The sequence below is a fragment of the Haloferax sp. Atlit-109R genome (genome assembly GCF_003665865.1).
GTDB lineage: Archaea > Halobacteriota > Halobacteria > Halobacteriales > Haloferacaceae > Haloferax > Haloferax volcanii.
Genome location: NZ_QPLO01000001.1, coordinates 1,362,897 through 1,384,231, shown reverse-complemented (window position 1 = coordinate 1,384,231; position 21,335 = coordinate 1,362,897). Strand labels below are relative to the sequence as shown.

General features: G+C 68.6%; 21 protein-coding genes. 10 read left to right on the top strand and 11 right to left on the bottom strand.

What is annotated here, in order from left to right:
* Positions 1-25 precede the first annotated feature (25 nt).
* The 6 genes from DVK03_RS07275 to DVK03_RS07250 all read left to right on the top strand — a co-directional run bounded on the left by DVK03_RS07275 (position 26) and on the right by DVK03_RS07250 (position 6,074).
* Entirely contained in the window at positions 26-1,255 is a 1,230-nt protein-coding gene (locus DVK03_RS07275; RefSeq protein ID WP_006600295.1) for an ABC transporter substrate-binding protein, read from the top strand.
* A 1-nt stretch (position 1,256) separates the two neighbouring features.
* Positions 1,257-2,231, top strand: coding sequence for an NAD(P)/FAD-dependent oxidoreductase (locus DVK03_RS07270; RefSeq protein WP_115802577.1), 975 nt, complete (start codon positions 1,257-1,259; stop codon positions 2,229-2,231).
* A 214-nt stretch (positions 2,232-2,445) separates the two neighbouring features.
* Complete coding sequence (locus DVK03_RS07265) at positions 2,446-3,345, top strand: 1,4-dihydroxy-2-naphthoate polyprenyltransferase (RefSeq protein ID WP_233506015.1); 900 nt, start codon at positions 2,446-2,448, stop codon at positions 3,343-3,345.
* Positions 3,346-3,347: 2 nt separating this feature from the next.
* The gene (gene menC / locus DVK03_RS07260; RefSeq protein ID WP_199505978.1) at positions 3,348-4,406 is read left to right on the top strand and encodes an o-succinylbenzoate synthase; all 1,059 of its coding nucleotides are present in this window, start codon (positions 3,348-3,350) and stop codon (positions 4,404-4,406) included.
* A gap of 65 nt (positions 4,407-4,471) precedes the next feature.
* Positions 4,472-5,281: an enoyl-CoA hydratase/isomerase family protein gene (locus tag DVK03_RS07255; RefSeq protein ID WP_115802574.1), complete on the top strand. Its 810-nt coding sequence runs from the start codon at positions 4,472-4,474 to the stop codon at positions 5,279-5,281.
* A gap of 76 nt (positions 5,282-5,357) precedes the next feature.
* Positions 5,358-6,074: a ThuA domain-containing protein gene (locus DVK03_RS07250; RefSeq protein WP_115802573.1), complete on the top strand. Its 717-nt coding sequence runs from the start codon at positions 5,358-5,360 to the stop codon at positions 6,072-6,074.
* 252 nt (positions 6,075-6,326) lie between these two features.
* Here the strand turns inward: DVK03_RS07250 and DVK03_RS07245 are convergent, their stop codons facing one another.
* Positions 6,327-7,202 carry a hypothetical protein gene (locus DVK03_RS07245; RefSeq protein ID WP_115802572.1) on the bottom strand — a complete coding sequence of 292 codons (876 nt, stop codon included), beginning with the start codon at positions 7,200-7,202 and terminating at the stop codon, positions 6,327-6,329.
* A gap of 407 nt (positions 7,203-7,609) precedes the next feature.
* Between DVK03_RS07245 and DVK03_RS07240 the strand changes: the two genes are divergently transcribed.
* On the top strand, positions 7,610-9,187 hold the full coding sequence (locus tag DVK03_RS07240) for an ATP-binding protein (protein ID WP_115802730.1): 1,578 nt from the start codon (positions 7,610-7,612) through the stop codon (positions 9,185-9,187).
* Between the two features lie 5 nt (positions 9,188-9,192).
* On the opposite strand, the gene pyrI is transcribed toward DVK03_RS07240, so the two are convergent.
* The 5 genes from pyrI to gdhB form a co-directional block, all read right to left on the bottom strand.
* Positions 9,193-9,660, bottom strand: coding sequence for an aspartate carbamoyltransferase regulatory subunit (gene pyrI / locus DVK03_RS07235; protein WP_004043480.1), 468 nt, complete (start codon positions 9,658-9,660; stop codon positions 9,193-9,195).
* Positions 9,657-10,571 (bottom strand): aspartate carbamoyltransferase, encoded by a 915-nt coding sequence (pyrB, locus tag DVK03_RS07230; protein ID WP_004043481.1) that lies wholly within the window; start codon positions 10,569-10,571, stop codon positions 9,657-9,659. The genes pyrI and pyrB overlap by 4 nt, the downstream gene beginning before the upstream one ends.
* A gap of 285 nt (positions 10,572-10,856) precedes the next feature.
* Positions 10,857-12,110, bottom strand: a complete 1,254-nt coding sequence (locus DVK03_RS07225; RefSeq protein ID WP_115802571.1) for a Glu/Leu/Phe/Val dehydrogenase — start codon at positions 12,108-12,110, stop codon at positions 10,857-10,859.
* A gap of 162 nt (positions 12,111-12,272) precedes the next feature.
* Positions 12,273-13,112, bottom strand: a complete 840-nt coding sequence (locus DVK03_RS07220) for a CoA ester lyase (protein WP_115802570.1) — start codon at positions 13,110-13,112, stop codon at positions 12,273-12,275.
* Positions 13,113-13,163: 51 nt separating this feature from the next.
* The gene (gdhB, locus tag DVK03_RS07215; RefSeq protein ID WP_006600300.1) at positions 13,164-14,450 is read right to left on the bottom strand and encodes a glutamate dehydrogenase GdhB; all 1,287 of its coding nucleotides are present in this window, start codon (positions 14,448-14,450) and stop codon (positions 13,164-13,166) included.
* Between the two features lie 208 nt (positions 14,451-14,658).
* On the opposite strand from gdhB, the gene DVK03_RS07210 reads away from it, so the two are divergent.
* Positions 14,659-15,159, top strand: a complete 501-nt coding sequence (locus tag DVK03_RS07210; protein WP_342764783.1) for a MaoC family dehydratase — start codon at positions 14,659-14,661, stop codon at positions 15,157-15,159.
* An 85-nt stretch (positions 15,160-15,244) separates the two neighbouring features.
* The gene (locus tag DVK03_RS07205) at positions 15,245-15,700 is read left to right on the top strand and encodes a DoxX family membrane protein (RefSeq protein ID WP_115802569.1); all 456 of its coding nucleotides are present in this window, start codon (positions 15,245-15,247) and stop codon (positions 15,698-15,700) included.
* Here DVK03_RS07205 and DVK03_RS07200 read toward each other — a convergent pair.
* The 5 genes from DVK03_RS07200 to DVK03_RS07185 form a co-directional block, all read right to left on the bottom strand.
* Complete coding sequence (locus tag DVK03_RS07200) at positions 15,684-16,043, bottom strand: DUF5658 family protein (protein ID WP_115802568.1); 360 nt, start codon at positions 16,041-16,043, stop codon at positions 15,684-15,686. The two genes, DVK03_RS07205 and DVK03_RS07200, sit on opposite strands and share 17 nt — an antisense overlap.
* A gap of 186 nt (positions 16,044-16,229) precedes the next feature.
* Positions 16,230-17,975: an acyl-CoA carboxylase subunit beta gene (locus DVK03_RS07195; protein ID WP_006600303.1), complete on the bottom strand. Its 1,746-nt coding sequence runs from the start codon at positions 17,973-17,975 to the stop codon at positions 16,230-16,232.
* Positions 17,976-18,134: 159 nt separating this feature from the next.
* A complete protein-coding gene (locus DVK03_RS07190) occupies positions 18,135-19,028 on the bottom strand; it encodes a class 1 fructose-bisphosphatase (RefSeq protein ID WP_004063380.1) in 894 nt (297 codons plus the stop codon).
* Entirely contained in the window at positions 19,028-19,159 is a 132-nt protein-coding gene (locus DVK03_RS20420; protein WP_255409744.1) for a hypothetical protein, read from the bottom strand. The genes DVK03_RS07190 and DVK03_RS20420 overlap by 1 nt, the downstream gene beginning before the upstream one ends.
* A gap of 173 nt (positions 19,160-19,332) precedes the next feature.
* A complete protein-coding gene (locus tag DVK03_RS07185; RefSeq protein ID WP_115802567.1) occupies positions 19,333-20,298 on the bottom strand; it encodes a helix-hairpin-helix domain-containing protein in 966 nt (321 codons plus the stop codon).
* A gap of 125 nt (positions 20,299-20,423) precedes the next feature.
* On the opposite strand from DVK03_RS07185, the gene DVK03_RS07180 reads away from it, so the two are divergent.
* Complete coding sequence (locus tag DVK03_RS07180) at positions 20,424-21,284, top strand: 3-hydroxyacyl-CoA dehydrogenase family protein (protein ID WP_004063385.1); 861 nt, start codon at positions 20,424-20,426, stop codon at positions 21,282-21,284.
* Positions 21,285-21,335 lie beyond the last annotated feature (51 nt).

Genomic DNA, 21,335 nt, shown 5'->3' with positions numbered 1-21,335 from the left:
GTGCGTTTAGGGTAGCCTAAATCCTATGGACGACAACTCCACCGGGAACGACGGACTCACGCGACGCAGTTACATTCGGTACGGCGGCACGGCGCTCGGGGCCGGGATGCTCGCCGGCTGTGCGTCGGACTCGTCGGGAAGCGACGAGACGACCGCCGCGGCCGAGACGACGACCGAGGCGGCCGCCGAGACCACCACCGCGGCCGACACCGAGACGGAGACCGACACGGCCGAGGCGGCCGACTCGTACTCGGTGACGATGGAGCCGATGGGCGAGGTCACGTTCGACTCGGTTCCCGAGTCGTGGGCCGCCTACGACGGCGGCTACGCGGACATGGCCGTCGCGCTCGGCGTCGGCGACGGGGTGACCGGCGTCGGCGGCGCGGGTCGGTACTACACCTACGTCTACGACGAACTCCCCGGCGTGAGCGTCGACCGCGAGCAAATCGAGGCGTACCCCGAGGTCAGGACGAAAGAGGAGTTCTACGAACTCGACAACGACGTCCACCTCTACGACCCGAACATGCTCATCAACTGGTTCGACTGGGACCAGGAGGACGTGGACGAAATCGCGGAGAACGTCGCCCCGTTCGTCGGCAACCTCATCTTCCGCCGGTCCGACGGCTGGCACGACTACCGCTACTACACGCTCTACGAGGCGTTCGAGAAGGTCGCGCAGGTGTTCCAGCGCGAGGACCGCTACGAGGCGTTCGCGGCGCTCCACGACGAGTTCATCGCGGAGATACAGTCGCGGCTGCCGCCGGCGGACGAGCGCCCGAACGTCTTTCTCACTTACGAGGGGACGACCGAGCCCGAGACGTTCTCGCCGTACCGCCTCAACGACAAGGGCACGAGCAAAAAGCAGTGGAACGACCTCGGCGTCACCGACGCGCTCACCGGAACCGACATCGAGAACCTCAGCACGACCAACCGCGGCGAACTCGACTACGAGAACCTCCTCGAAGTCGACCCCGACGTGATTCTCATCCGCGGTCACGAGCGCAAGACGGCCGCTGAGTTCCGCGACACCGTCCTCGCGTACATGGAGGACCACCCCGTCGGCGGCGAGCTGACGGCCGTCCAGAACGGCCGGGTCTACCGCGGCGGCTACCTCAATCAGGGCCCGATTCACAACCTGTTCCTGACCGAGCGCGCCGCGAAGCAGCTGTTCCCCGACGAGTTCGGTGAGGTGACGGGCGACGCGGAACTGTTCGACCGCCAGCGCGTCGCGGACATCGTCAACGGGGAGTTCTGAGATGGCGGACGCCGGGCGCTCCGAGGAGGCGGAGACCGCGACGGAGTCGCAAGCGGCGGCGTTCGACTACGACGTGGCCATCGTCGGCGGCGGGCCGACGGGCTGCTCGGCGGGCGTCTTCACCGGCCGGTACGGCCTCGACACCGTCGTCTTCGACCGCGGCCGGTCGTCGCTCCAGCGCTGTGCGTATCTGGAGAACTACCTCGGCTTCCCCGGCGGCGTCGACATCGAGACGTTCTACGGACTCATCCACGACCACGCCGAGGCGGCCGGCTGCGACCTCGTTTCGGAGCTCGTCGAGGCGGTCGAACCCGCCGGTGGCGACGGGGGCGACCCGGACGCCGACGACCCCGCCGCCACCCGCCCCGGCTTCGCGGTCACGACGCAGAGCGGCGAGACCGTCACCGCGAGGCGGGTCGTTTCGGCGGCCCGCTACGGCGGCGACTTCCTCGAACCGCTCGGTGACGACGAGATGTTCGTCACCTACGAGCACGACGGCGAGACGCGGACGAAGTTCGACCGCGACTACGCCGACATCGAGGGCCGGACCGCAATCGACGGGCTGTACGTCGCCGCGCCGGTGAGCGAGGTCAACCTTCAGGCCATCATGTCGGCCGGACAGGGCGCGCGAGTCGGCCGGTCGGTCATCACCGACCACCGCCTCGAACGGGGGTATCCCGAAGCCCTCGCGCGCCACTGGGACTGGATACGCCCCGAAGCGGAACTCGCGGGCGACGCGGCCGCCCGCGACGACTGGCGCGAGCGGTTCGACAGCCGGGTTCCCGACGACTGCGACCTCTCCGAAGCGCGACTCCGCGAACTCCGCGAGGCCGACGTGGAGCGCCAACGCGAGATGTACGTCTCCGAGGAGGCGGTCGAAGCGCGCGCCGAACGGGGCCGCGAGCGACTCGCCGCCCGTCTCGGCTTCGACGCCCGGCCCGCCTCTGATTCCGAGTCCGACGCCGGTCCCGAGTAGCGAGGAACCTCCATCCCCGTCGGCCGACGGCGGTGACCACGTCGTCGCTGACGCCGGGGAGCGCCGCGCTGGGTCGCGCCGCGCGCCGGGCCACCGTGTTCTCCCACCCACCGCCTCGGCGTCGCGCGCTTTCGGATAGGAACTTACTCACTGCTCCGGCACTCGTATGCAGACAATGAGCACGCAGGACATCTCTCGCAGGCGGGCGTGGGTGATGGCGTCGCGGCCGCAGACGCTTCCGGCGGCCGCCGCGCCGGTCGTCGTCGGCACCGCGGTGGCCGTCCACGCCGACCTGTTCGCCCCGCTGCCCGCCTTCGCGGCGCTCGTGGGCGCGCTTCTCATCCAAGTCGGGACCAACTTCGCCAACGACTACTACGACGCGGTGCAGGGCGCTGACACCGAGGCCCGAGAGGGCTTCACCCGCGTCACCGCGGGCGGGCTCATCCCTCCGTCAGAGGTCAAGCGGGCGATGTATCTCACCTTCGCCGCCGCCGTCCTCCTCGGCACCTATCTCGTCTACGTCGGCGGCGTGCCCATCCTCGTCGTCGGCCTGCTTTCGGTCGCCTCGGGCATCGCCTACACCGGCGGCCCGTACCCCCTCGGCTACCACGGTCTGGGCGACCTGTTCGTCTTCGTCTTCTTCGGCCTCGTCGCCGTCGTCGGCACGTTCTACGTGCAGGCCGCGAGCGTCCTCGCCGCCCCGCTTTCCGTCGGGATTCCGGCGGGAACCGTCACGCTCGTCGCCGTCCTCGCCAGCCTCCCCATCGCCGCCATCTCCACGAACATCCTCGTCGTGAACAACGTCCGCGACAAGGAGGAAGACGCGACCACGGGCAAGCGGACGCTCGCGGTCCGGTTCGGCTACGGCTTCGCCCGCGCCGAGTACGTCACCATGCTCGCGCTCGCCTACGCCGTCCCCGTCTACCTCTGGACCCGCGCCGGCTTCGACTGGTACGTCCTGCTGCCGGTGTTCTCGATGCCCGTCGCGGCCCGAATCGCGCGGACCGTCGTGACCGAGACGAAAGGCGAGAAGCTCAACCCCGCGCTCGAAGACACGGGGAAACTCCTCGCGCTCTACGCCGTCCTCTTTTCGGTCGGCCTCGTGCTCGCGTGACGATGCGCGTCCGCGAGTTCGCCGTCGACCTCCGAACGCCGCTTTCGACCGCCGCGGACGACATCGAGCGCCGCGAGGGATTCCTCGTCGCGGTCGACGTCGCGGGCGAGACGGGCGTCGGCGAGGCGACCCCGCTTCCGGGCTGGACCGAGTCGCTCGAAGACTGCCGCGACGCGCTCGCCGGTCTCACGGAAGGCGATGCCGAGGGGGCTGCCGCGGGCGACCCCAAATCGGCGCTCGAAGACGGGGCGCTCGCGGACGCGCCCGCCGCGAGACACGCCGTCTCGCTCGCCGTCGCTGACGCCCGCGCTCGCGCCGCCGGCCGGCCGCTCGCCGCGTCCCTAGCCACCGACCCACACACCTCGCTTCCGGTGAACGCGACCCTCGGCGACGACGACCCCGAGGCGACCGTCGAAGCCGCCGAGACCGCCGTCGAGTCGGGGTACGACTGTCTCAAACTGAAGGTCGGCGCGCGGGACCCGGTCGACGACGTGGCGCGCCTGCGGGCGGTCCGCGAGGCGGTCGGTCCCGGCGTGGCGCTCCGGGCCGACGCGAACGCCGCGTGGGACCGCTGGACCGCCGACCGATTTCTGAACGCGGTCGAGGCGTCGGGCCTCGACCTCGATTACCTCGAACAGCCGCTTCCCGCCGACGAACTCGACGGCCACGCCGTCCTCCGACGACTCCACGACACGCCTATCGCGCTCGACGAGTCGCTTTCGGCGGTCCCGCCGGAGCGGACCATCGCCTCGAACGCGGCGGACGTGCTCGTCTGCAAGCCGATGGCGCTCGGCGGCCCGGACCGCGTCCGCGACCTCGCCGCCCGCGCCCGCGACGCCGGCGTGGCGGTCGTCGTCACGACCACCATCGACGCCGTCGTCGCCCGACTCGGCGCGCTCCACGTCGCGGCGTCGCTCCCCGGCGACCGGGCCCACGGGCTGGCGACCGCCTCGCTCCTCGACGCCGACCTCGCGGCCGACCCGGCTCCCGTGCGCGAGGGCCGGATGCGCGTCCCCGAGAGTCCGGGCCTCGGAATCGACGCGGACGCGCTGTTCCGCTGAGCGCAGTGGCAATCAACTCTCCACGAGGCAAACGTTTTTCACGATTCTGCACGTCGAACCGGGAGATGACCGAGGTCGAACTCGACTCCGACGCGGTACGGCTCTCGCTCGACGACGGCGTGGCGACGGTGACGCTGGACGCCCCGGCGGTTCGGAACGCGCTGACGGTCGAGGTGACCGCGGGCGTGCGCGAGGCGCTGGACTCGCTCCCCGACGCGGCGCGTTGCGTCGTCGTCCGCGGGAGCGACGAGGCGGGCGCGTTCTGCGCCGGCGGCGACGTGAACGCCATGCGTGAGCTCCAGGCCGACGCGATGACGCTCCCCGAGGCGGTCGACCACGTCGTCCGCGACACCGCCGACTGCGTGCGCCGCGTCTACGAGTGCGACCTACCGACGGTCGCGGCCATCGACGGCCCGGCCGTGGGCGCGGGCGCTGCGCTCGCCATCGCCTGCGACCTCCAACTCCTCCGCGAAGACGCCTTCATCAGCTTCGGTTTCCGCCGGGTCGGTCTCGCGGTCGACTCCGGCGTGTCGTATCTCCTTCCCCGGCTCGTCGGGCGCAACGTCGCCATGGAACTCGTCTACACCGGTGAGGAACTCGGTCCCGAGCGGGCGCTGGAACTCGGCGTCGTGAACCGCGTCGCGGACGAAGACGAGTTCGAGGCCGAACTCGCCGCCCTCGCGGAGCGCATCGCCGGCGGCCCGACGAAGGCGCTCACCGCCTCCAAGCGCCTGCTCCGCCGCCCCGACGACTCCATCGAGGCGGCCATCGAACACGAGGCGTCGGCGCAGGCAGTCATATTCGAGACCGACGACCACGCCGAGGGCGTGGCGTCGTTCACGAGTCGGCGGGAACCGGAGTTCGAGGGGACGTAGCCGGGCCGTCGGGCGACCGCCACGGGCCGGCTTCGGGTTCGGTGCATACTTGTCGCCACCCGGCGACGCCGGGAGTATGGTCACCGTCACCGTCTGGAACGAGTACCGACACGAGAAGGAAGACGACGAGGTCGCCGCGGTCTACCCCGACGGCATCCACGCGACGATTGCCGAAGGACTCCGCGAGGCCGGCTACGACGTGCAGACGGCCACGCTGGACGACCCCGAACACGGACTCACCGAGTCGGTCCTCGACGACACCGACGTGCTGGCGTGGTGGGGCCACAAGGCCCACGACGAGGTCGAGGACGCAATCGTTGACCGCGTTGTCGACCGCGTCCGCGACGGGATGGGACTGCTGGTGCTCCACTCGGGGCACTACTCCAAGCCGTTCAAGCGCCTGATGGGGACGACCTGCTCGCTGAAGTGGCGCGAGTCGGGCGAGAAAGAGCGCGTCTGGGTCGTCGAGCCGGGCCACCCCATCGCAGACGGGCTTCCCGAGTCGTTCGAGGTCCCCCGCGCCGAGATGTACGGCGAGCGGTTCGACATCCCCGCGCCGGACGAACTCGTCTTCACGTCGTGGTTCGAGGGCGGCGAAGTGTTCCGCTCGGGCTGTTGTTACACCCGCGGCAAGGGCCGCGTCTTCTACTTCCGGCCGGGCCACGAGACCTACCCAATCTACGAGCAGGCGGAGATTCGGACCGTCCTCGACAACGCCGTCGAGTGGGCGGCCCCCGGCGACGGTCCCGACCCGTACTTCGGCAACGCGGACCCAATCGAAGACTTCGACTGAGACGGGGGTGGACCCCCCAGCGGGACCGACCGGAGCGCCGACTATCATAAGTGGGTGCAGTCCGGAGAACGTCCATGGCACAACCGACGAGCGGGCAGCGGCGACTCATGTTCGCGCTGTTCGCGTTCGCGACGCTCGTCTTCCTCCTCGGCATCGTCGTCATCGGCTACCTCGCCGGCGCGTTCTGAAATCGCTCGGAGGCGGCCGCCCAATCGCCCGATCGCCCGGTCGCCGCGCCGGTGAGCCCCGCCCTCAGCGGGTCGCGTCGTCGGGGTGGTAGGTCTTCCCGCGCGACCCGTCGGCGGTCATCCGGCGGAGCGTCGCGGCGGCGTTGCTCGCGTCGTAGCCGAACAGCACGTCCTTCGCGTACTCGTCTGCGACCTCGATAGCGTGGATGAGGTCGTCGACGTCAACGTTCACGGCGTACAGTTCGAGCGAGAAGTCGGCGTCGTACGGCTCCAGAAGCGAGACGAAGCCGCGGGCGATGGTTTCGAGCCAGTAGGTCGTCCCGTAGTTGGTGTCGTACAGCGGGACGACGAACTCGTCGACGTGCGCCGAAAGCGCCTCGATGTCGAGGCCGGCGCGGCGGTAGAGATGGCCCGGATAGGGGTCGGGATACAGCGTGAGATACAGGCGGCCGGGGACGCGCTCGGCGGCGTCGGCGACGAAGTCGGTGATGACCTCGGCGCGCCACTCGAACCACGCCTCTTCGTCGTCGGCGTCGCGGCCGCGGTCGTCGGCCCACGCCTCGAACTGCGAGGTACACCGCTCACAGAGGCAGTACTCGTCGCGCGGGAAGCCCACGTCGTCGAGGCGCACGTCGCCGTTGGCCGCGGCGGCGTCTTCGACGATTTCGAGCAGGCCGGCGCGGTACTTCTCGTTCGTCGGGCAGATGTACGCCCAGTCGAAGTACGTGCGGTCGCGCGTCGCCGGGTTCCCCTCGCCGTCGACGGGGACCAACTCGGGGTTCTCGTTGGCGGCGGCGTTGTCACCGAAACACGAAATCATGTTGACGGCGTTCGAAAGCGGTTCGGCCGCCCGGCCGGTGACGTCTTTGACCTCGTAGAACCCGCGGTCGAACTCCGGCCAGTCGACTTCCTCCTCGTTGCGCGTGACGACCCCGTACATGGCTTCGCCTTCGCGCGGGCGTCGGGTAAGTCGTTCGCTCTCGGGCGTGGGGCCCGCTCCGGCGCGGCCGCTGGACGGGCGGGAGTGGGGCTGACTCGGTCGGTGGCGACCGAGCGCCGAAAAGCGGTTACTCTTCGATTTCGACTTCGACGGTCTCTCCGCTGCCGGAGAACACGGTGTAGAGGACCGCGACGAGCGCCAGTACCAGGACCAGTTTGGCCTTCTTGGACATACCGAGGACTTCGACCGCACCGCACTAAGTGATTACGACACCGGGGCATTCGCGGACGCCGACGGGAAACTGGATACACGTTTCCTACTTGCGTTGATTAAGTGACAATTGTCACAGAAACGTTATGGTATCAGAGACCATCCTGTCGGTCGTTCAGTTCGTCCCCTTCCGCCCGATGCAACCCGATTCCTCGATTCGCGTCCTCTCCGCCGACGGCGACCGCGCGATTTCCCGCGCCGTCCAGCGGGCGGTCTCGGAGGCCGTCGTCGATGAAGCCGCGACGCTCGACGCCGCCCGTCGCGCCCTCGACGGCGACGCGTACGACTGTCTCGTCCTCGGCGCAGGATTCTCCGACGGCGACGGCGTCTCGCTGCTCCGCGAGGTTCGCGCGACCGACGACGACCTCCCGGTGGTCGTCCTCGCGCCCGGCGACGCCGACCACGCCGTGACGGAACTGGTCGATTTGGGTATCGACGCCTACCTCGACCGTGCGGCGGTCCTGCGGAGGGCGGCGCGCGCCGACGGTGACGATAGCGACGATAGCGACGACACCGACGACACCGACAGCGACACCCCCGCGGGCGCATCTCCTGACGACGAACTCGGGTCGCGCGTCCGGCGACTCGCCTGCGAACACCGCAAGGCGCGGGTCGCCATCGACGCGCTCAATGGGGACCCCCCGGCCGACGCGAGTTGGTTCATCGAGGACGCGCTCGACGCGCTCGACGACGTGTTCTACGTCTACGACGGCGAGGGACACCTCGTCTCGTGGAACGAGCGGCTCTCGGAGCTCACCGGCCTAACGGACGCCGACCTCGCCGGGATGTCGGCCGACGCGTTCTTCCACGAGGCCGACCGTCCGGCGGTCAAACGCGCCGTCGAGGAGGCCATCCGAACGGGGACGACGGTCGTCGAAGCGCGGTTGCCGACCGACGACGGCATGCTGTTGTTCCAACTCACCGGCCGTCGGCTCACGAAACCGAACGGCGAGGTCGTCGGCTTCTGCGGCGTCGGGCGCGATATCACGACCCACCGACAGCACGAAGAACAGCTCGCACAGCAAAACGAGCGACTGGGCGAGTTCGCGCGAGTTCTCTCGCACGACCTGCGAAACCCGCTTTCCGTCGCAATCGGCTTTCTCGACCTCGAACGAGAGACCAACGACTCCGAACATCTCGAACGGGTCGCGACCTCGTTGACCCGCATCAGCGACATCGTCAACGACGTGCTGACCGCGGCCCGCCGCGGAACGGCGGTCGTCGAGTTCACGCCCGTCGCCGTCGAGGCGGTCGCCCGACGCGCGTGGGACACGGTCGAGACGGGCGACGCGGCGCTCGTCGTCGAGTCGACCGCGACGATTCACGCCGACCCCGGTCGGCTCCAGCGACTGTTCGAGAACCTGTTTCGGAACTCCGTGGAACACGGGACTGCGGACGGCCGAACCTCGCCGCTGGCCGTCCGCGTTACCGCGTCGCCGGCAGACGGGACGGTCGCGGTCGAAGACGACGGGACCGGCATCGACGCCGCCATCGTCACGCGGGTGTTCGAACGCGGCTTCACTACCTCGGCCGAGGGGACGGGCTTCGGCCTCGATATCGTCCGGTCGCTGGCGGAGGCCCACGGCTGGTCGGTCTCCGTCGGATCGGCGTCGACAGGCGGCGCGAGATTCGAGTTCGCGGGCGTCGAGTTCGCGGGCGAGGACCACCGCTGTCCGGCGAGCGCCGCGCGAAAAAGCGGGTCGGACGACTCCTAACGCGGTCAGTTCACGTCGAGGTTGGCCGCGACTTCGTCCTCGCGGACGATGGTCTCGCAGTAGTCGCAGCGCACGCCGTCCGAGAGGACCGTAAAGCGGGACTGAATGGGCTCGTCGGCGTTCGAGATGCAGTTTCTGTTCGGACACGAGATGATGCTCGCGACGGCGTCGGGGCGGACGACCCGGTTCTTCTCGACCACGTCGTAGTCGCGGACGATGTTGATGCTCGCCGCGGGCGCGATGAGCGACAGCACGTCCACCTCGGACTGGCTCAGTTCGCGGCCCTCGACCTTCACGATGTCCTTGCGGCCGAGGCGGTCGGAGGGGACGTTCATCCCGACCGAGACCGCCTCTCCGCTGGTGCCGTCGATGCCGAGGATGGCGAGGACGTTGAGCGCCTGCCCCGCGGCGACGTGGTCGATGACGGTGCCGTTTCGAATCTTCGAGACGCGGAGTTGGTGGTCGTCTGTCATCGGTCTTGGGAGAGGAGGATGTCCAGAAGCGCCATCCGGACCGGGATGCCGTTGTGAGCCTGTTCGAAGTACGTCGCGTGGTCGGTGTCGTCGATGTCCGGAGAAATCTCGTCCACGCGGGGGAGCGGGTGCATGATAGTGAGGTCGTCCGCCGCCGCGTCCAGCGTCTCCGAGTCGATTTGGTACTGTCCCGCGACCTTGCGGTACTCGTTTTCGTCGGGGAAGCGCTCGCGCTGGATGCGCGTCACGTAGAGCACGTCGAGTTCGGGGAGCACCTCGTCGAGTTCGGTGTGTTCTCTGACCTGCGCGCCCGAGGCGTGGAGGTCGTAGCGGACGTTTCGGGGGAGTCGCAGGCTCTCGGGGCTGATGAAGTGCTGGCTGGCGTCGAAGTTCGTCAGCGCCTCGGCCAGCGAGTGGACCGTCCGGCCGTACTTCAGGTCGCCCATGATGCCGATGGTGAGGTCGTCGAGGCCGGCGTTCTCCCGGATGGTGTAGAGGTCGAGGAGGGTCTGGCTCGGGTGCTGGCCCGCGCCGTCGCCCGCGTTGACGAGCGGCACGTCGACGAACTCGGCGGCCATCGTGGCCGCGCCCTCGCTCGGGTGGCGGAGCACGAGCGCGTCGGCGTAGCCCTCGACCACGCGGACGGTGTCGGCGAGCGTCTCGCCCTTCTTGACCGACGACGACTCGACCGGTCCCATATCGACGGTCTGGCCGCCGAGGCGTTTCATCGCGGAGTCGAAGCTCATCCGAGTTCGCGTGCTCGGCTCGAAGAAACAGAGCCCGAGAACCTTTCCGGCGTGTCGTTGCCGGAACGCGGCCGGGTCGGCGTCGATGTCGGCCGCGCGGTCGAGCACCGCCTCGATGTCCTCCCGCGAGAGGTGCGACGCGGAGATGAGGTGGTCCTGACGCATCGATGAATGACGCGACCTACACCGACTTGAATCCCCCGGCATCGGACGCTTCGAGTGATATTCACCACCATGCATAGAATCGGCAGCGTCTGCGACCGCGCCGGCGGTCGCGGCGGACACAGAAGCGGGGCGAACCGGTCGAACAACGAGGCGACGAGGCGGCAGGGCGAAACGCGAGACGGCACGACGAAACCGCTGAGACGGCACGACGAAACCGCTGAGACGGCACGACGAAACCGCTGAGACGGCACGACGAAACCGCCGAGGCGACGACCGGCTCCGACGCTACGGCCAGTTGCCGGCTGAGTCGTAGGAGTCCACGACGCGGCGGATGGCGACGACGTAGGCCGCGGTGCGGAAGTTCGGCAGGTCGTGGGTCTCGTAGGCGTCGACGAGTTCCTCGAAGGCGTCGACGATGACGCGCTCCAGTTCGTCGTTGACGCGCTGTTCGGTCCAGTAGAACCGCTGGCGGTTCTGGACCCACTCGAAGTACGAGACGGTGACACCGCCGGCGTTGGCGAGGATGTCGGGGAAGACGTGGACCTCGCGCTCGGTGAGCACGTCGTCGGCGTCGGGCGTGAGCGGGCCGTTGGCGGCCTCGACGATGACGTCCGCCTTCACGTCGTGGGCGAGTTCGCCGTCGATGGCGTTCTCCAGCGCGGCGGGGACGAGCAGGTCCACGTCGAGGGTGAGCAGCTCTTCGTTGGTGATGGCCTCCGTGCCCTCGTAGTCCGAGACGGTGCCCGTCTCGTTTTTGAACTCCTTGACCGCGCGGGTGTCGAGGCCGTCGGGGTCGTAGATGCCGCCGGAGGAGTCGGAGACGGCGACGACCGACGCGCCGAGGTCCTCGACGAGCCTCGCGGCGATGGAGCCGGCGTTCCCGTAGCCCTGGACGGCGACGGTCGCGCCTTCGATGTCGCGGCCGAGGTAGTCGAACGCCTCGCGGGCGGTGAGCATCGTCGAGCGGCCCGTCGCCTCGACGCGGCCCTCGCTCCCGCCGTTCGAGAGCGCCTTGCCGGTGATGACGCCCGGCGCGGTGGTGTTTTCGAGGGTCTCGTAGGTGTCCTTAATCCAGTTCATCTCGCGCTGGCCGGTGTTCACGTCGGGCGCGGGGATGTCGCGGCTCTCGCCGATGAGGGGGCGAAGCTCCTTGGCGAACGACCGGGTGATGCGTTCGAGTTCGGATTCGGAGTACGCCTTGGGGTCGATGACGATACCGCCCTTGCCGCCGCCGTAGGGGATGTCGACGACGGCGCACTTGTACACCATCCAGCCCGAAAGCGCCTTCACCTCGTCTCGGCTGACGTTCGGGTGGTAGCGAATCCCGCCTTTGTACGGGCCGCGGTCGCCGTTGAACTGCGAGCGGTAGGCGCGAAACAGCTCCACGTCGCCGTCGTCCATCTCGACGGCGAGGTTCGTTTCGAGGACCCGCTCGGGGTTCTTCAGCCGCTCGATAACGTCGTCGCGCACGTCGAGGTAGGCGGCCGCGTCGTCGATTTGCTCCTGCAGACTCTCGAAGGGATTCGCCTCTTGTGCCATGCCCTAATACGGTCCGGGCATCCGGTTAAGCGTAGCGGGGATTGTAGCATACCACAGTATTGAGACACACACCCATTGCTAAAAGGTGACAGTCGTCGGGCGTCCGGCCGAGTCGGCATCGGGCCGGGCCGGTCTCGCGCCGGCGCGTCGGTCCGGGTGCGCTCAGTACGACTCGCCGGCGCGGTCGAGGATGTTCTCGGCCTGTTTGACGAGCGGGGCGTCTATCATCTCGCCGTCGACGCCGAAGACGCCCCGACCCTCCCTCGCGGCCTCGTCGCGGGCGCGGAGCACCTTTTTCGCCCACGCCACGTCCTCGTCGTCGGGGGAGAACGCCTCGTTGATGACGGGCACCTGCGCGGGGTGGATGGCGAGTTTCCCGTCGTAGCCGAGTCGCCGGCCGAACGCGGCGTCCTCGCGGAGCCCCGCCTCGTCCCGATAGTCGACGTGGAGCGTGTCGATGGCGTCGACGCCGGCGGCCGCGGCCGCGACGACGACGCGCTCGCGGGCGTACAGCACTTCGGTTCCCTCCTCGGACCGGGTCGCGCCCACGTCGGCGGCGAAGTCCTCCGCGCCGAAGACGACCGCGGCGGCGTCGGGCGCGGCCGCGACCTCGGGGGCGGCGAGGACGCCCGCCGCGCTCTCGACGATGGCGATGACGGGGCAGTCCGCGCCGACCTCGCGAGCCGCGCCGGCGACGCTCGTCACGTCGTCGGCGCTCGTCGCCTTCGGGACGACGAGCGAATCTGGCGGGTGGGCGGCGCAGACGGCGGCGATGTCGTCGCGGCCGGCGTCGCCGGGGTTGACGCGGACCGCGACCTCGGCGTCGGGGTCGAACTCGGGGTCCGAGAGGACCGAAGCGACCGCCTCCCGAGCCTCGGCTTTCCTGTCGGGCGAGACGGCGTCTTCGAGGTCGAAGACGAGCACGTCAGCGCCCGAGCTGGGGGCTTTCCGCAGGAGTTCGGGTCGGTCGCCGGGGGAGAACAAAACGCTTCGTCGGGGCATAGAGTGTGTATCGAGGTGGACGGTGAAATATCGACGCGTCGGCGACCCGGCTCAGGGCCAGAGGCCGCGGTGTTCGTGCGCCTCGGAGACGCGTTCGAGCGCGACCATGTAGGCGGCGTCGCGCCACGTCACGTCGTGTTCTTCGACGCGCTCGCGGACGGCGGTCCACGCGCGGAGCATCTCGGTCTCCAGTTCGTCGTGGACGCGTTCGAGCGACCACGAGCGGTGGTTGAGGTCCTGCAACCACTCGAAGTACGAGACGGTGACGCCGCCGGCGTTGGCGAGGATGTCGGGGACGACCGGAATCTCGCGCGTCTCGAAGACCTCGTCCGCGGCCGACGTGGTCGGGCCGTTCGCGCCCTCGACGACGAGGTCAGCCCGCACGTCGTCGGCGTTCTCGGCGGTCAGGACGTTGCCGACGGCGGCCGGGATGAGCACGTCCACGTCGAGTTCGAGCAGTTCCTCGTTCGAGAGCTTCCGCGGCGCGTCGTACTTCATGACGGCTTCCGGCTCCTCCTCGTGGGTCGGCACGTCGTGCGTGTCGAGGCCGTCGGGGTCGTAGATGGCCCCGTTCACGTCGGAGACGGCGACGACCGTCGCGCCCTCGTCGTCGAGGAGTCGCGCGGCGGGCGCGCCGACCGAGCCGAACCCCTGTACCGCGACGGTGGTGTCTTCGATATCCCAGCCGAGGTAGTCGATGGCCTCGCGGGCGATGATGGCGACGGAGCGTCCGGGCGCGGTGTCGCGGCCCTCGCTCCCGCCGACGACCGGCGGTTTGCCCGTCACGACGCCCGCCTTCGTCTCGCCTTCCTGCATCGAGTAGGCGTCCATGAACCACGCCATCGTCTGGGCGTCGGTTCCCATGTCGGGCGCGGGGATGTCTTTCGTTGGACCGATGAAGGGGCGAAGCTCCTCTGCGAACCGGCGGGTGAGCCGCTCTTTCTCGTCGGTCGAGAGGTCCTTGGGGTCGACGACGACGCCGCCTTTGCCGCCGCCGAACGGGAGGTCCATCACGGCGCACTTCCACGTCATCCACATCGAAAGGCCGATGCACTCGGCTTCGGTCACGTCGGGATGGAACCGGAGGCCGCCCTTGTAGGGGCCGCGGACGCTGTCGTGTTGGGCGCGGTAGCCGGTGTAGACCGCGGTCGAACCGTCGTCGCGTTCGAGGGGGACCGAGACGCGGTGGACCTGATTCGGGTGTCGGAGCCGCTCGATGACGCCGGGGTCGACGTCGAGGTGCGCCGCCGCGCGTTCGAGCTGTCGGCGGGCCGTCTCGAGGGCTGTCTCTTCGGTCGGTTCGTCGTCCGTCGCGGTGGATGGTGCTGCGGATGCCATGATTGGTCGTGCCGGCCGAGCGCCGGCTGAGCCGAGGGACAGACGCGCCGTCCCGCGCCCGCAGTGACGGCCGAATCACCGACCGAACGGCCGACCGAATCGGCCGTCATCGGGCGCTTTCGCAATCCTCTATTGTGGATAATTATAATGGTTGTTATCTAGTTTCGTTCGGGGCAATAGTTGTCACACGAGGCGGTCGACCGGCACGATTTTATCACGGTCTATCACACGATTCACCATGACCGGTCTGTACTACGAGGAGTTCGAGGTCGGCCGGACCATCGAACACGAAAAACGCCGCACCGTCTCGGAGTCGGACAACCAGCGCTTCTGCGACATGACGATGAACCAGCAGCCGCTCCACCTCGACGCCGAGTTCGCGGCCGACTCGCAGTTCGGGGAGCGACTGGTCAACGGCCTCTACACGATGAGCCTCGCGGTCGGGCTCTCGATTCCCGACACGACCGACGGGACCATCGTGGCGAACCTCGGCTACGACGACGTGTCCCACCCGAACCCGGTGTTCCACGGCGACACGCTCCGGGCGCAGACGACCGTCCTCGACAAGCGCGAGACCTCCGACGGCGAGCGCGGCGTGGTGACGATGAAAGTCGAGGTGTTCAACCAGGACGACGACCTCGTCTGCGAGTTCGAGCGGACGGCGCTGTCGCTGAAACGCGAGTTCGCCGCCGACGCTGACGACGCCTGAGCTGGGTCGGGTTGTGCCACGGCGCGTCGCCCCGCGTCTCCGCGCCCACCCGCACCGTTTTCTCCCCGGCGTCGCTAGGCCGGACATGGATTTCGACGGCCTCTCCGCGCGGACCGCGTCGGTCGCTGACCGGGCCGCCGCGGTCGCCGCCCGCGCCCCCGAACCCACGACCGTCGCTCGGGTCGGCCTCGGCGCGATGGTGTTCGCCGCGGGCGTCCACAAGCTTCTGGACCCGCTTTCGTGGTCGGCGTACGTCGTCCCGTGGCTCGCGCCGCTTTTCGTCGTCTCGCCGGTGACGTTCGTGCTCGCAAACGGCGTTCTCGAAGTCGGCTTCGGCGCGGCCATCGTCGCGGACCGCTACACCGCCCTCGCGAGCGCCGTCGCTGCCGTCTCGCTGTCGACGACGTGTCTCTACCTCGCGGTCGTGTTCGTCGTCGAAGGCGGCCTGTTTGGTGACGTGCTCGCCCGCGACATCGGACTGGCGGGGCTCGCGTGGGCCGTGCTTATCGACTCGCTCCGGCGGCCTACCCGAACACCGTAACGAGGATGAGTTGCGTGTTCATCAGCCCGGCGACGCCCCACGGGACGGCCACGCCGATGGGAATCGCCCCGCGGTAGCGACTCGGGAGGACGCGCCACGCGACGACCGCGACCGCGAGGACGACGAGTTTCAGCGAGATGAGCGCGCCCACCGGCCCGAACGCGGGGATGAGCGCGAGAACGACGGGGTTGAGCTCGGCCAGCCCCCGGCCGAGGCCGTAGAGCGTCGTCAGCACGTCGAGGACGAACGCCAGCATCGTCACGGTCCAGAGGACGTGCTCGTCGCTCACCGCGTGTGCGAGTGCCGCGCGGGGCGTCTCGGGAAGGGGGAGTTCGTGGCTCATGGCGGGCTATCGGCAAGCGACGATTCCCGATGTCGCGGCGAGACGTGACGACGCGATGGGCGGAACGGGCGGGAGTCGGCCGACGATGGGGTCCGTACCACCCCCGCCGTCCTCAGTACGAACCGCTTAGGTCAGTTACCGTGAGATTACCCGCCGGAAAAACGGAGCATTAACCCCCGACTCGGCTCAGATGACGGTCCCGTGCTTCTTGTCGGGGAGCGACTTCTCCACGTCGGCGTAGAACTCGAAGCGGGCCGCAAGCTCGTCGCGGAGGGTCGACGGCGGGACGATTTCGTCGATGACGACCTCGCTCGCCATCCGGTGGGCGTCGATGTCCTCGCGGTACTCCTCGCGGAGTTCGTCTTCCATCCGCGCCCGTTCTTCGGGGTCGTCGACGTCGGCGAGCTTGTTCGCGTACACCGCGTTGATGGCGGCTTCGGGGCCCATGATACCGATTTCGCCCGAGGGGAGCGCGATGACGCTCTCGGGGTCGTAAGCCGGGCCGCCCATGGCGTAGATGCCCGCGCCGTAGGCCTTCCGCACGATGACGGTCTGCTTGGGCACCGTCGCCGACGACGTGGCGTAGATGAACTTCTTGCCCTTCTCCAGGATGGCGTCCTTTTCGACCTGCGACCCGGCCATGAAGCCGGGCGTGTCACAGAGGTAGAGGAGCGGAATCTCGTAGGCGTCGCAGGTCCAGATGAACTCCGCGGCCTTCTCGGCGGCGTCGGGGAAGATGGCTCCCGACCGCTCGGTGGGCTGGTTGGCGACGATGCCGACCGGCCGACCGTCGATGCGGGCGAACGCGGTGACGATTTCCTTCCCGTAGTCGGGCTTCAGTTCGAACACCGATTCGGCGTCGACGACGCGCTCGATGAGGTCGTGGGCGTCGTAGGGGCGGTTCGGTGACTCGGGGATGAGTTCGTCGATGCCGTCGGGGGAGTACCGCGGCGGTTTCGACTCGGCGCGCGGCGGCTTCTCGCCGGCCTTGTCGGGGAGGTAGGTGATGAGCTGAGAGACGAGTTCGCGGGCGTGCGCCTCGTCGCGGGCGACGAGGTCGGCGCTCCCGGACTCCTCGGCGTGCATCCGCGCGCCGCCGAGGTCCTGCATGGAAATCTCCTCGCCGGTGACCATCTTCACCATGCGCGGCGAGGCGATGGCCATCGCGGACATCCCCTCGACCATGACCGTGAAGTCGGCGAAGACGGGCGTGTAGGCCGCGCCGGCGATACACGGCCCGTAGAGGACGCAAATCTGCGGGACGTACCCCGAGAGCATCGAGTGGTTGTAGTAATATTTCCCGATGCCCTCGCGGTTGGCGAAGAAGCCGGTCTGCTGGTCGATGCGGCCGCCCGAGGAGTCCATCAGGTAGAGCACCGGCTTGCCGGTCTTGAGGGCGCGCTGCTGCATGCGGAGGAACTTCTCGACGCCGCGGCGGGCCATCGACCCGGCCTTGACGGTGAAGTCGTTGGCCATGACGTGGAGGTCGCGGCCCTCGAACTCGGCGGCTCCCGTGAGGAGGCCGTCGCCCGGCAGGCGAGTGTTCGGGTCCGCCTCGTCGACCTCGGGAGAGTTCTCGTGCCACGAGTCGAAGTTGGCGAACTTGCCGTCTTCGAACGCCAGCCCGTCGGGGAACCAGAGTTCGAGACGGTCGCGGACGAACAGCTTTCCCGACTCCGGCAGGCGCTGTTTGTACTTCTCGGGGCCGCCGCCGAGGATGTCCGCGATTTCCTCGCGGAGTTGCTCCTCGCGCTCGGTGGGACCCATGTCGTCGTCCAGCGGGAAGGTGTCCGCGGGCGGTTCGGCGTCCGCGACGGCCTCCTCGCCGTCGCCGACGAAGACGTTCACGTCCGTCCCGAGGTGTCGCGCCAGCGCGTTGGCGATGGCCTCGGCCTCGTCGCCGGTCGCGCCGTCGCCGATTCTGACCTTCATACTCGGTGATGCACCACCGTATTCAAAATGGTTTTCCATGCACGATTTGCCGGTCGGTCGAACGGGGGCGGCGGCAGTCCGGCCGTCGTCCGTTTGGAGACCGGTCGCTATCGACTGCGGAGTTCGGAGAAAACGAGGTGCCCGGTCGGTTCGGTTCGCTCAGTCCAGCGCGGCTTCGAGTTTCGCCACGAGTTCGGTGTTGCCGACGTACATCGGGGTCCGCGCGTGGAGTTCGTCCTTGTCCACGTCGAGGAGCGACTTCGTGCCGTCGGAGGTCGCGCCGCCGGCCGTCTCGATGACGTAGCCGATGGGGTAGCCCTCGAACTGGACGCGGAGTTTGCCCTCGGGCGCGGACTCCAGCGTCGGATACGCGAAGATGCCGCCGTAGGTGAGAATCTGGTTCACGTCGCCGATCATCGAGCCGCCGTAGCGGAGCTTGCGCGAGGCGTCCTGTTCGACCTCGCGGGCGAACGCCTCGAAGTCGTCGGTCCAGTCGGGGACGCGGCCGCCGAAGCCGTACACCGACCCCTCGTCGGGGAGCGAAACGTCCTCGCGGACGAGTTCGTGGCTCGCGTCGTCGTGGATGACGTACTCGTCGACGGTGCCGTTGCGGGCGACAATCATCGTCATGACGGGGCCGTAGAGGACGTAGCCGGCGGCGACGAGGTCGCGCCCGTGGGCCGGTAGCGGGCCATCGTACACCGCGAAGATGGTCCCCATCGTGTTGTTCGGCTTCAGGTTCGACGAGCCGTCGAGCGGGTCGACAGCGACCGACAGCCGGCCGGTGCCCACGTCCACGGACTCGGGGCGCTCCTCGCTGGCGTACTCGCCGACGCCGTCGAGCGCGCCGATGCGCTCGCAGAGGAGGTCGTCGGCGAACACGTCGGCGGCCATCTGCGTCTCGCCGCTCGGGTTCTCGTCTTCGGCGGTGACGCGGCGACCGGGGAGGCCGGTTCGAATCTCGGGCGCGGTGCTCGCGATGATGTCGACCACGCCGTCGATGGTCCGCACGTCGCGGGCGGTGTCGGCGGTGTTGACGTCGGTCGTCGCCATCAGGCCCATCCCTCCGGGCGTCGGCGGGTCGTCGGCGAGTCGTCGGCGAGTCGAGCGCTGACCCCGAGCGTCGTCGGGGTGGGAGATACCGTCTGCGGGAAGTCGACGGCCGTGTCGGAACCGGGCATCATCTGATTCAAAATGGTGTAACTACCTATATAAAAACTGCGTCTAGAGTGGTTTAGGGTGTATTACTGAATTCGGGCGTTATGAGGGCCGTAACAAAATATTACGGAAAAACACGGTCCGAATAGAAATTACTACTCAGATAGTAAAAATTCGGGCGGCAGTCAGAACCGGCGGTTTACTCCATGGCGTCGCGCGCCTGCCCCTTCCACGCGCTGACGACGGTCGGGTCGATTTGGAGGGCGTCGGCGACGTGTTCCGGGTCGGCGGTGGCGAGTCGCCTGACCGAGCGGACGCCCGCCTCGGCGAGCAGTTCGGCGTCGGCCTCGTCGACCCCGGCGAGCGTCGTGAGCGGTTCGGGCTTCGACCGCTCGCGCCACGCTTCTTCGGCCGCGAGCGCGTCTCCCGAACCGTCGGTCGACGCGTCGGTCGCCCCCCGCCCGGTCGGCGTCCAATCGCCCGACTCCGTGGGCTCCGAGGGGGCGTCCGCTTCGCTCTCCGGTCTCGTAGTCGTCCCCGACTCCGACGGAGTCCAGTCTCCGTCTCGCGCCGGGCCGCTCGTCTCCGTCGCCTCGCCCCGGCCGTCCGGGGTCCAATCGCCGGTGTTGCTGTTTCTGTCGCCGGTGTTGCTGTTTCTGTCGCCGTCGCTGTCGTCGCTGTCGGCATCGTCACTCGCGTCCCAGTCGCCCGAACTCGCGGCGACCCACGCGCGCTCGTCGTCGCCCAGTCCGCGGACCTGCGAGGAGCGGCGGTCGAGGTCGTCGCCGGAGTTGAACGACCACGAAAGCGAGTGCCAGCGCCGAATCTTCGCCGCGACGCCGGGGTTCGTCCCGGCGGCGACGAGGTCCCGGTAACACACCTCGCCGTCGACGATAGCGGCCGCGTCGATGTTCGCCTCGGCGAGACAGTCGGCGGTCGCCGGGCCGACGTATTTCAAGGCCTCTAACTCGGTCGGGACGCCGTCGCTCGCGCGGTCGCCCCGCGGTCTGAGCAGGTGGGTCAGCGCCTCAGCAGGGTTTTTCGGCCCCTCGTCCGGCCCGTTCCCCCGGTTTGCGCCCTCGGCGTCGCTCGGGCGCGCGTCCGAGACGGCTTCCCCTCCGTCCCCGCCCGCGTCGTCTTCGTCGTATCTGCCGGCGTCGTTCACCCCAGTCACCGTTGCATATCCCCATTCTTGCCCCCGACTTGAGTCTTCCCGTGACAGTCACGAGTCTGTCACTATTCCGAAACGCATCGGCAAGTTTTACCACCCTCCCTCGCGCAGACCCCGATATGTACGATACCGAAGATATCGACACGGTGGGCGTCGTCGGCGCGGGAACGATGGGCAACGGCATCGCGCAGGTGGCCGCGATGGCCGGCTACGACGTGGTCATGCGCGACCTCGAACCCGAGTACGTCGAGCGCGGCCTGTCGGCCATCGACGACAGCCTCTCGCGGTTCGTTTCGAAGGAGAAACTGACCGCGGACGAGGCCGACGCCGCGAAGGCGCGCGTCGCGGGGACGACCGAGCTCGCGGACCTCGGGGACTGCGACCTCGTGGTCGAGGCGGCCGTCGAGAACATGGACGTGAAACGCGACATCTTTGCCGACCTCGACGACATCGTCCCCGAGGGCGTCGTGCTGGCGACGAACACCAGCACGCTCTCCATCACCACCATCGCGGCCGCGACCGAGCGCCCCGAACTCGTCGTCGGCCTCCACTTCATGAACCCCGTGCCGATTATGAAGGGCGTCGAGGTCGTCCGCGGCGAGAAGACCGACGACGACGTCGTCGCGTTCGCCCACGACTTTTCGGAGGCCCTCGGCAAGGAGACGTGGGAGTCCGACGACAAGCCCGGCTTCGTCACCAACCGCATCCTCATGCCGTGGCTCAACGAGGGCATCCGCGCCTACGACGAGGGCGTCGCCTCCAAGGAGGACATCGACCGCGGCATGACTCTCGGCACGAACGTCCCGATGGGGCCGCTCACCCTCGCGGACCACATCGGCCTCGACATCTGTCTGGACGCCTCCGAGACGCTGTTCGAGGAGCTCGGAGACCGCTACAAACCGGCGTACCTGCTCAAGCGCAAGGTCGCGGCGGGCGACCTCGGCAAGAAGACGGGCAAGGGCTTCTACGAGTACGACTAAGTCGACGAGCGTCGGTTCTCGGCGGCGCGGGCATTCGTTCACTCCCGGCCG

What these genes read in the sequence shown, in the direction of transcription:
- DVK03_RS07275 (WP_006600295.1), top strand. Translation starts at nt 26, where the DNA reads ATGGACGACAACTCCACCGGGAACGACGGACTCACGCGACGCAGTTAC.
- DVK03_RS07270 (WP_115802577.1), top strand. Translation starts at nt 1,257, where the DNA reads ATGGCGGACGCCGGGCGCTCCGAGGAGGCGGAGACCGCGACGGAGTCG.
- DVK03_RS07265 (WP_233506015.1), top strand. Translation starts at nt 2,446, where the DNA reads ATGGCGTCGCGGCCGCAGACGCTTCCGGCGGCCGCCGCGCCGGTCGTC.
- menC (WP_199505978.1), top strand. Translation starts at nt 3,348, where the DNA reads ATGCGCGTCCGCGAGTTCGCCGTCGACCTCCGAACGCCGCTTTCGACC.
- DVK03_RS07255 (WP_115802574.1), top strand. Translation starts at nt 4,472, where the DNA reads ATGACCGAGGTCGAACTCGACTCCGACGCGGTACGGCTCTCGCTCGAC.
- DVK03_RS07250 (WP_115802573.1), top strand. Translation starts at nt 5,358, where the DNA reads ATGGTCACCGTCACCGTCTGGAACGAGTACCGACACGAGAAGGAAGAC.
- DVK03_RS07245 (WP_115802572.1), bottom strand. Translation starts at nt 7,202, where the DNA reads ATGTACGGGGTCGTCACGCGCAACGAGGAGGAAGTCGACTGGCCGGAG.
- DVK03_RS07240 (WP_115802730.1), top strand. Translation starts at nt 7,610, where the DNA reads ATGCAACCCGATTCCTCGATTCGCGTCCTCTCCGCCGACGGCGACCGC.
- pyrI (WP_004043480.1), bottom strand. Translation starts at nt 9,660, where the DNA reads ATGACAGACGACCACCAACTCCGCGTCTCGAAGATTCGAAACGGCACC.
- pyrB (WP_004043481.1), bottom strand. Translation starts at nt 10,571, where the DNA reads ATGCGTCAGGACCACCTCATCTCCGCGTCGCACCTCTCGCGGGAGGAC.
- DVK03_RS07225 (WP_115802571.1), bottom strand. Translation starts at nt 12,110, where the DNA reads ATGGCACAAGAGGCGAATCCCTTCGAGAGTCTGCAGGAGCAAATCGAC.
- DVK03_RS07220 (WP_115802570.1), bottom strand. Translation starts at nt 13,112, where the DNA reads ATGCCCCGACGAAGCGTTTTGTTCTCCCCCGGCGACCGACCCGAACTC.
- gdhB (WP_006600300.1), bottom strand. Translation starts at nt 14,450, where the DNA reads ATGGCATCCGCAGCACCATCCACCGCGACGGACGACGAACCGACCGAA.
- DVK03_RS07205 (WP_115802569.1), top strand. Translation starts at nt 15,245, where the DNA reads ATGGATTTCGACGGCCTCTCCGCGCGGACCGCGTCGGTCGCTGACCGG.
- DVK03_RS07200 (WP_115802568.1), bottom strand. Translation starts at nt 16,043, where the DNA reads ATGAGCCACGAACTCCCCCTTCCCGAGACGCCCCGCGCGGCACTCGCA.
- DVK03_RS07195 (WP_006600303.1), bottom strand. Translation starts at nt 17,975, where the DNA reads ATGAAGGTCAGAATCGGCGACGGCGCGACCGGCGACGAGGCCGAGGCC.
- DVK03_RS07190 (WP_004063380.1), bottom strand. Translation starts at nt 19,028, where the DNA reads ATGGCGACGACCGACGTCAACACCGCCGACACCGCCCGCGACGTGCGG.
- DVK03_RS20420 (WP_255409744.1), bottom strand. Translation starts at nt 19,159, where the DNA reads ATGATGCCCGGTTCCGACACGGCCGTCGACTTCCCGCAGACGGTATCT.
- DVK03_RS07180 (WP_004063385.1), top strand. Translation starts at nt 20,424, where the DNA reads ATGTACGATACCGAAGATATCGACACGGTGGGCGTCGTCGGCGCGGGA.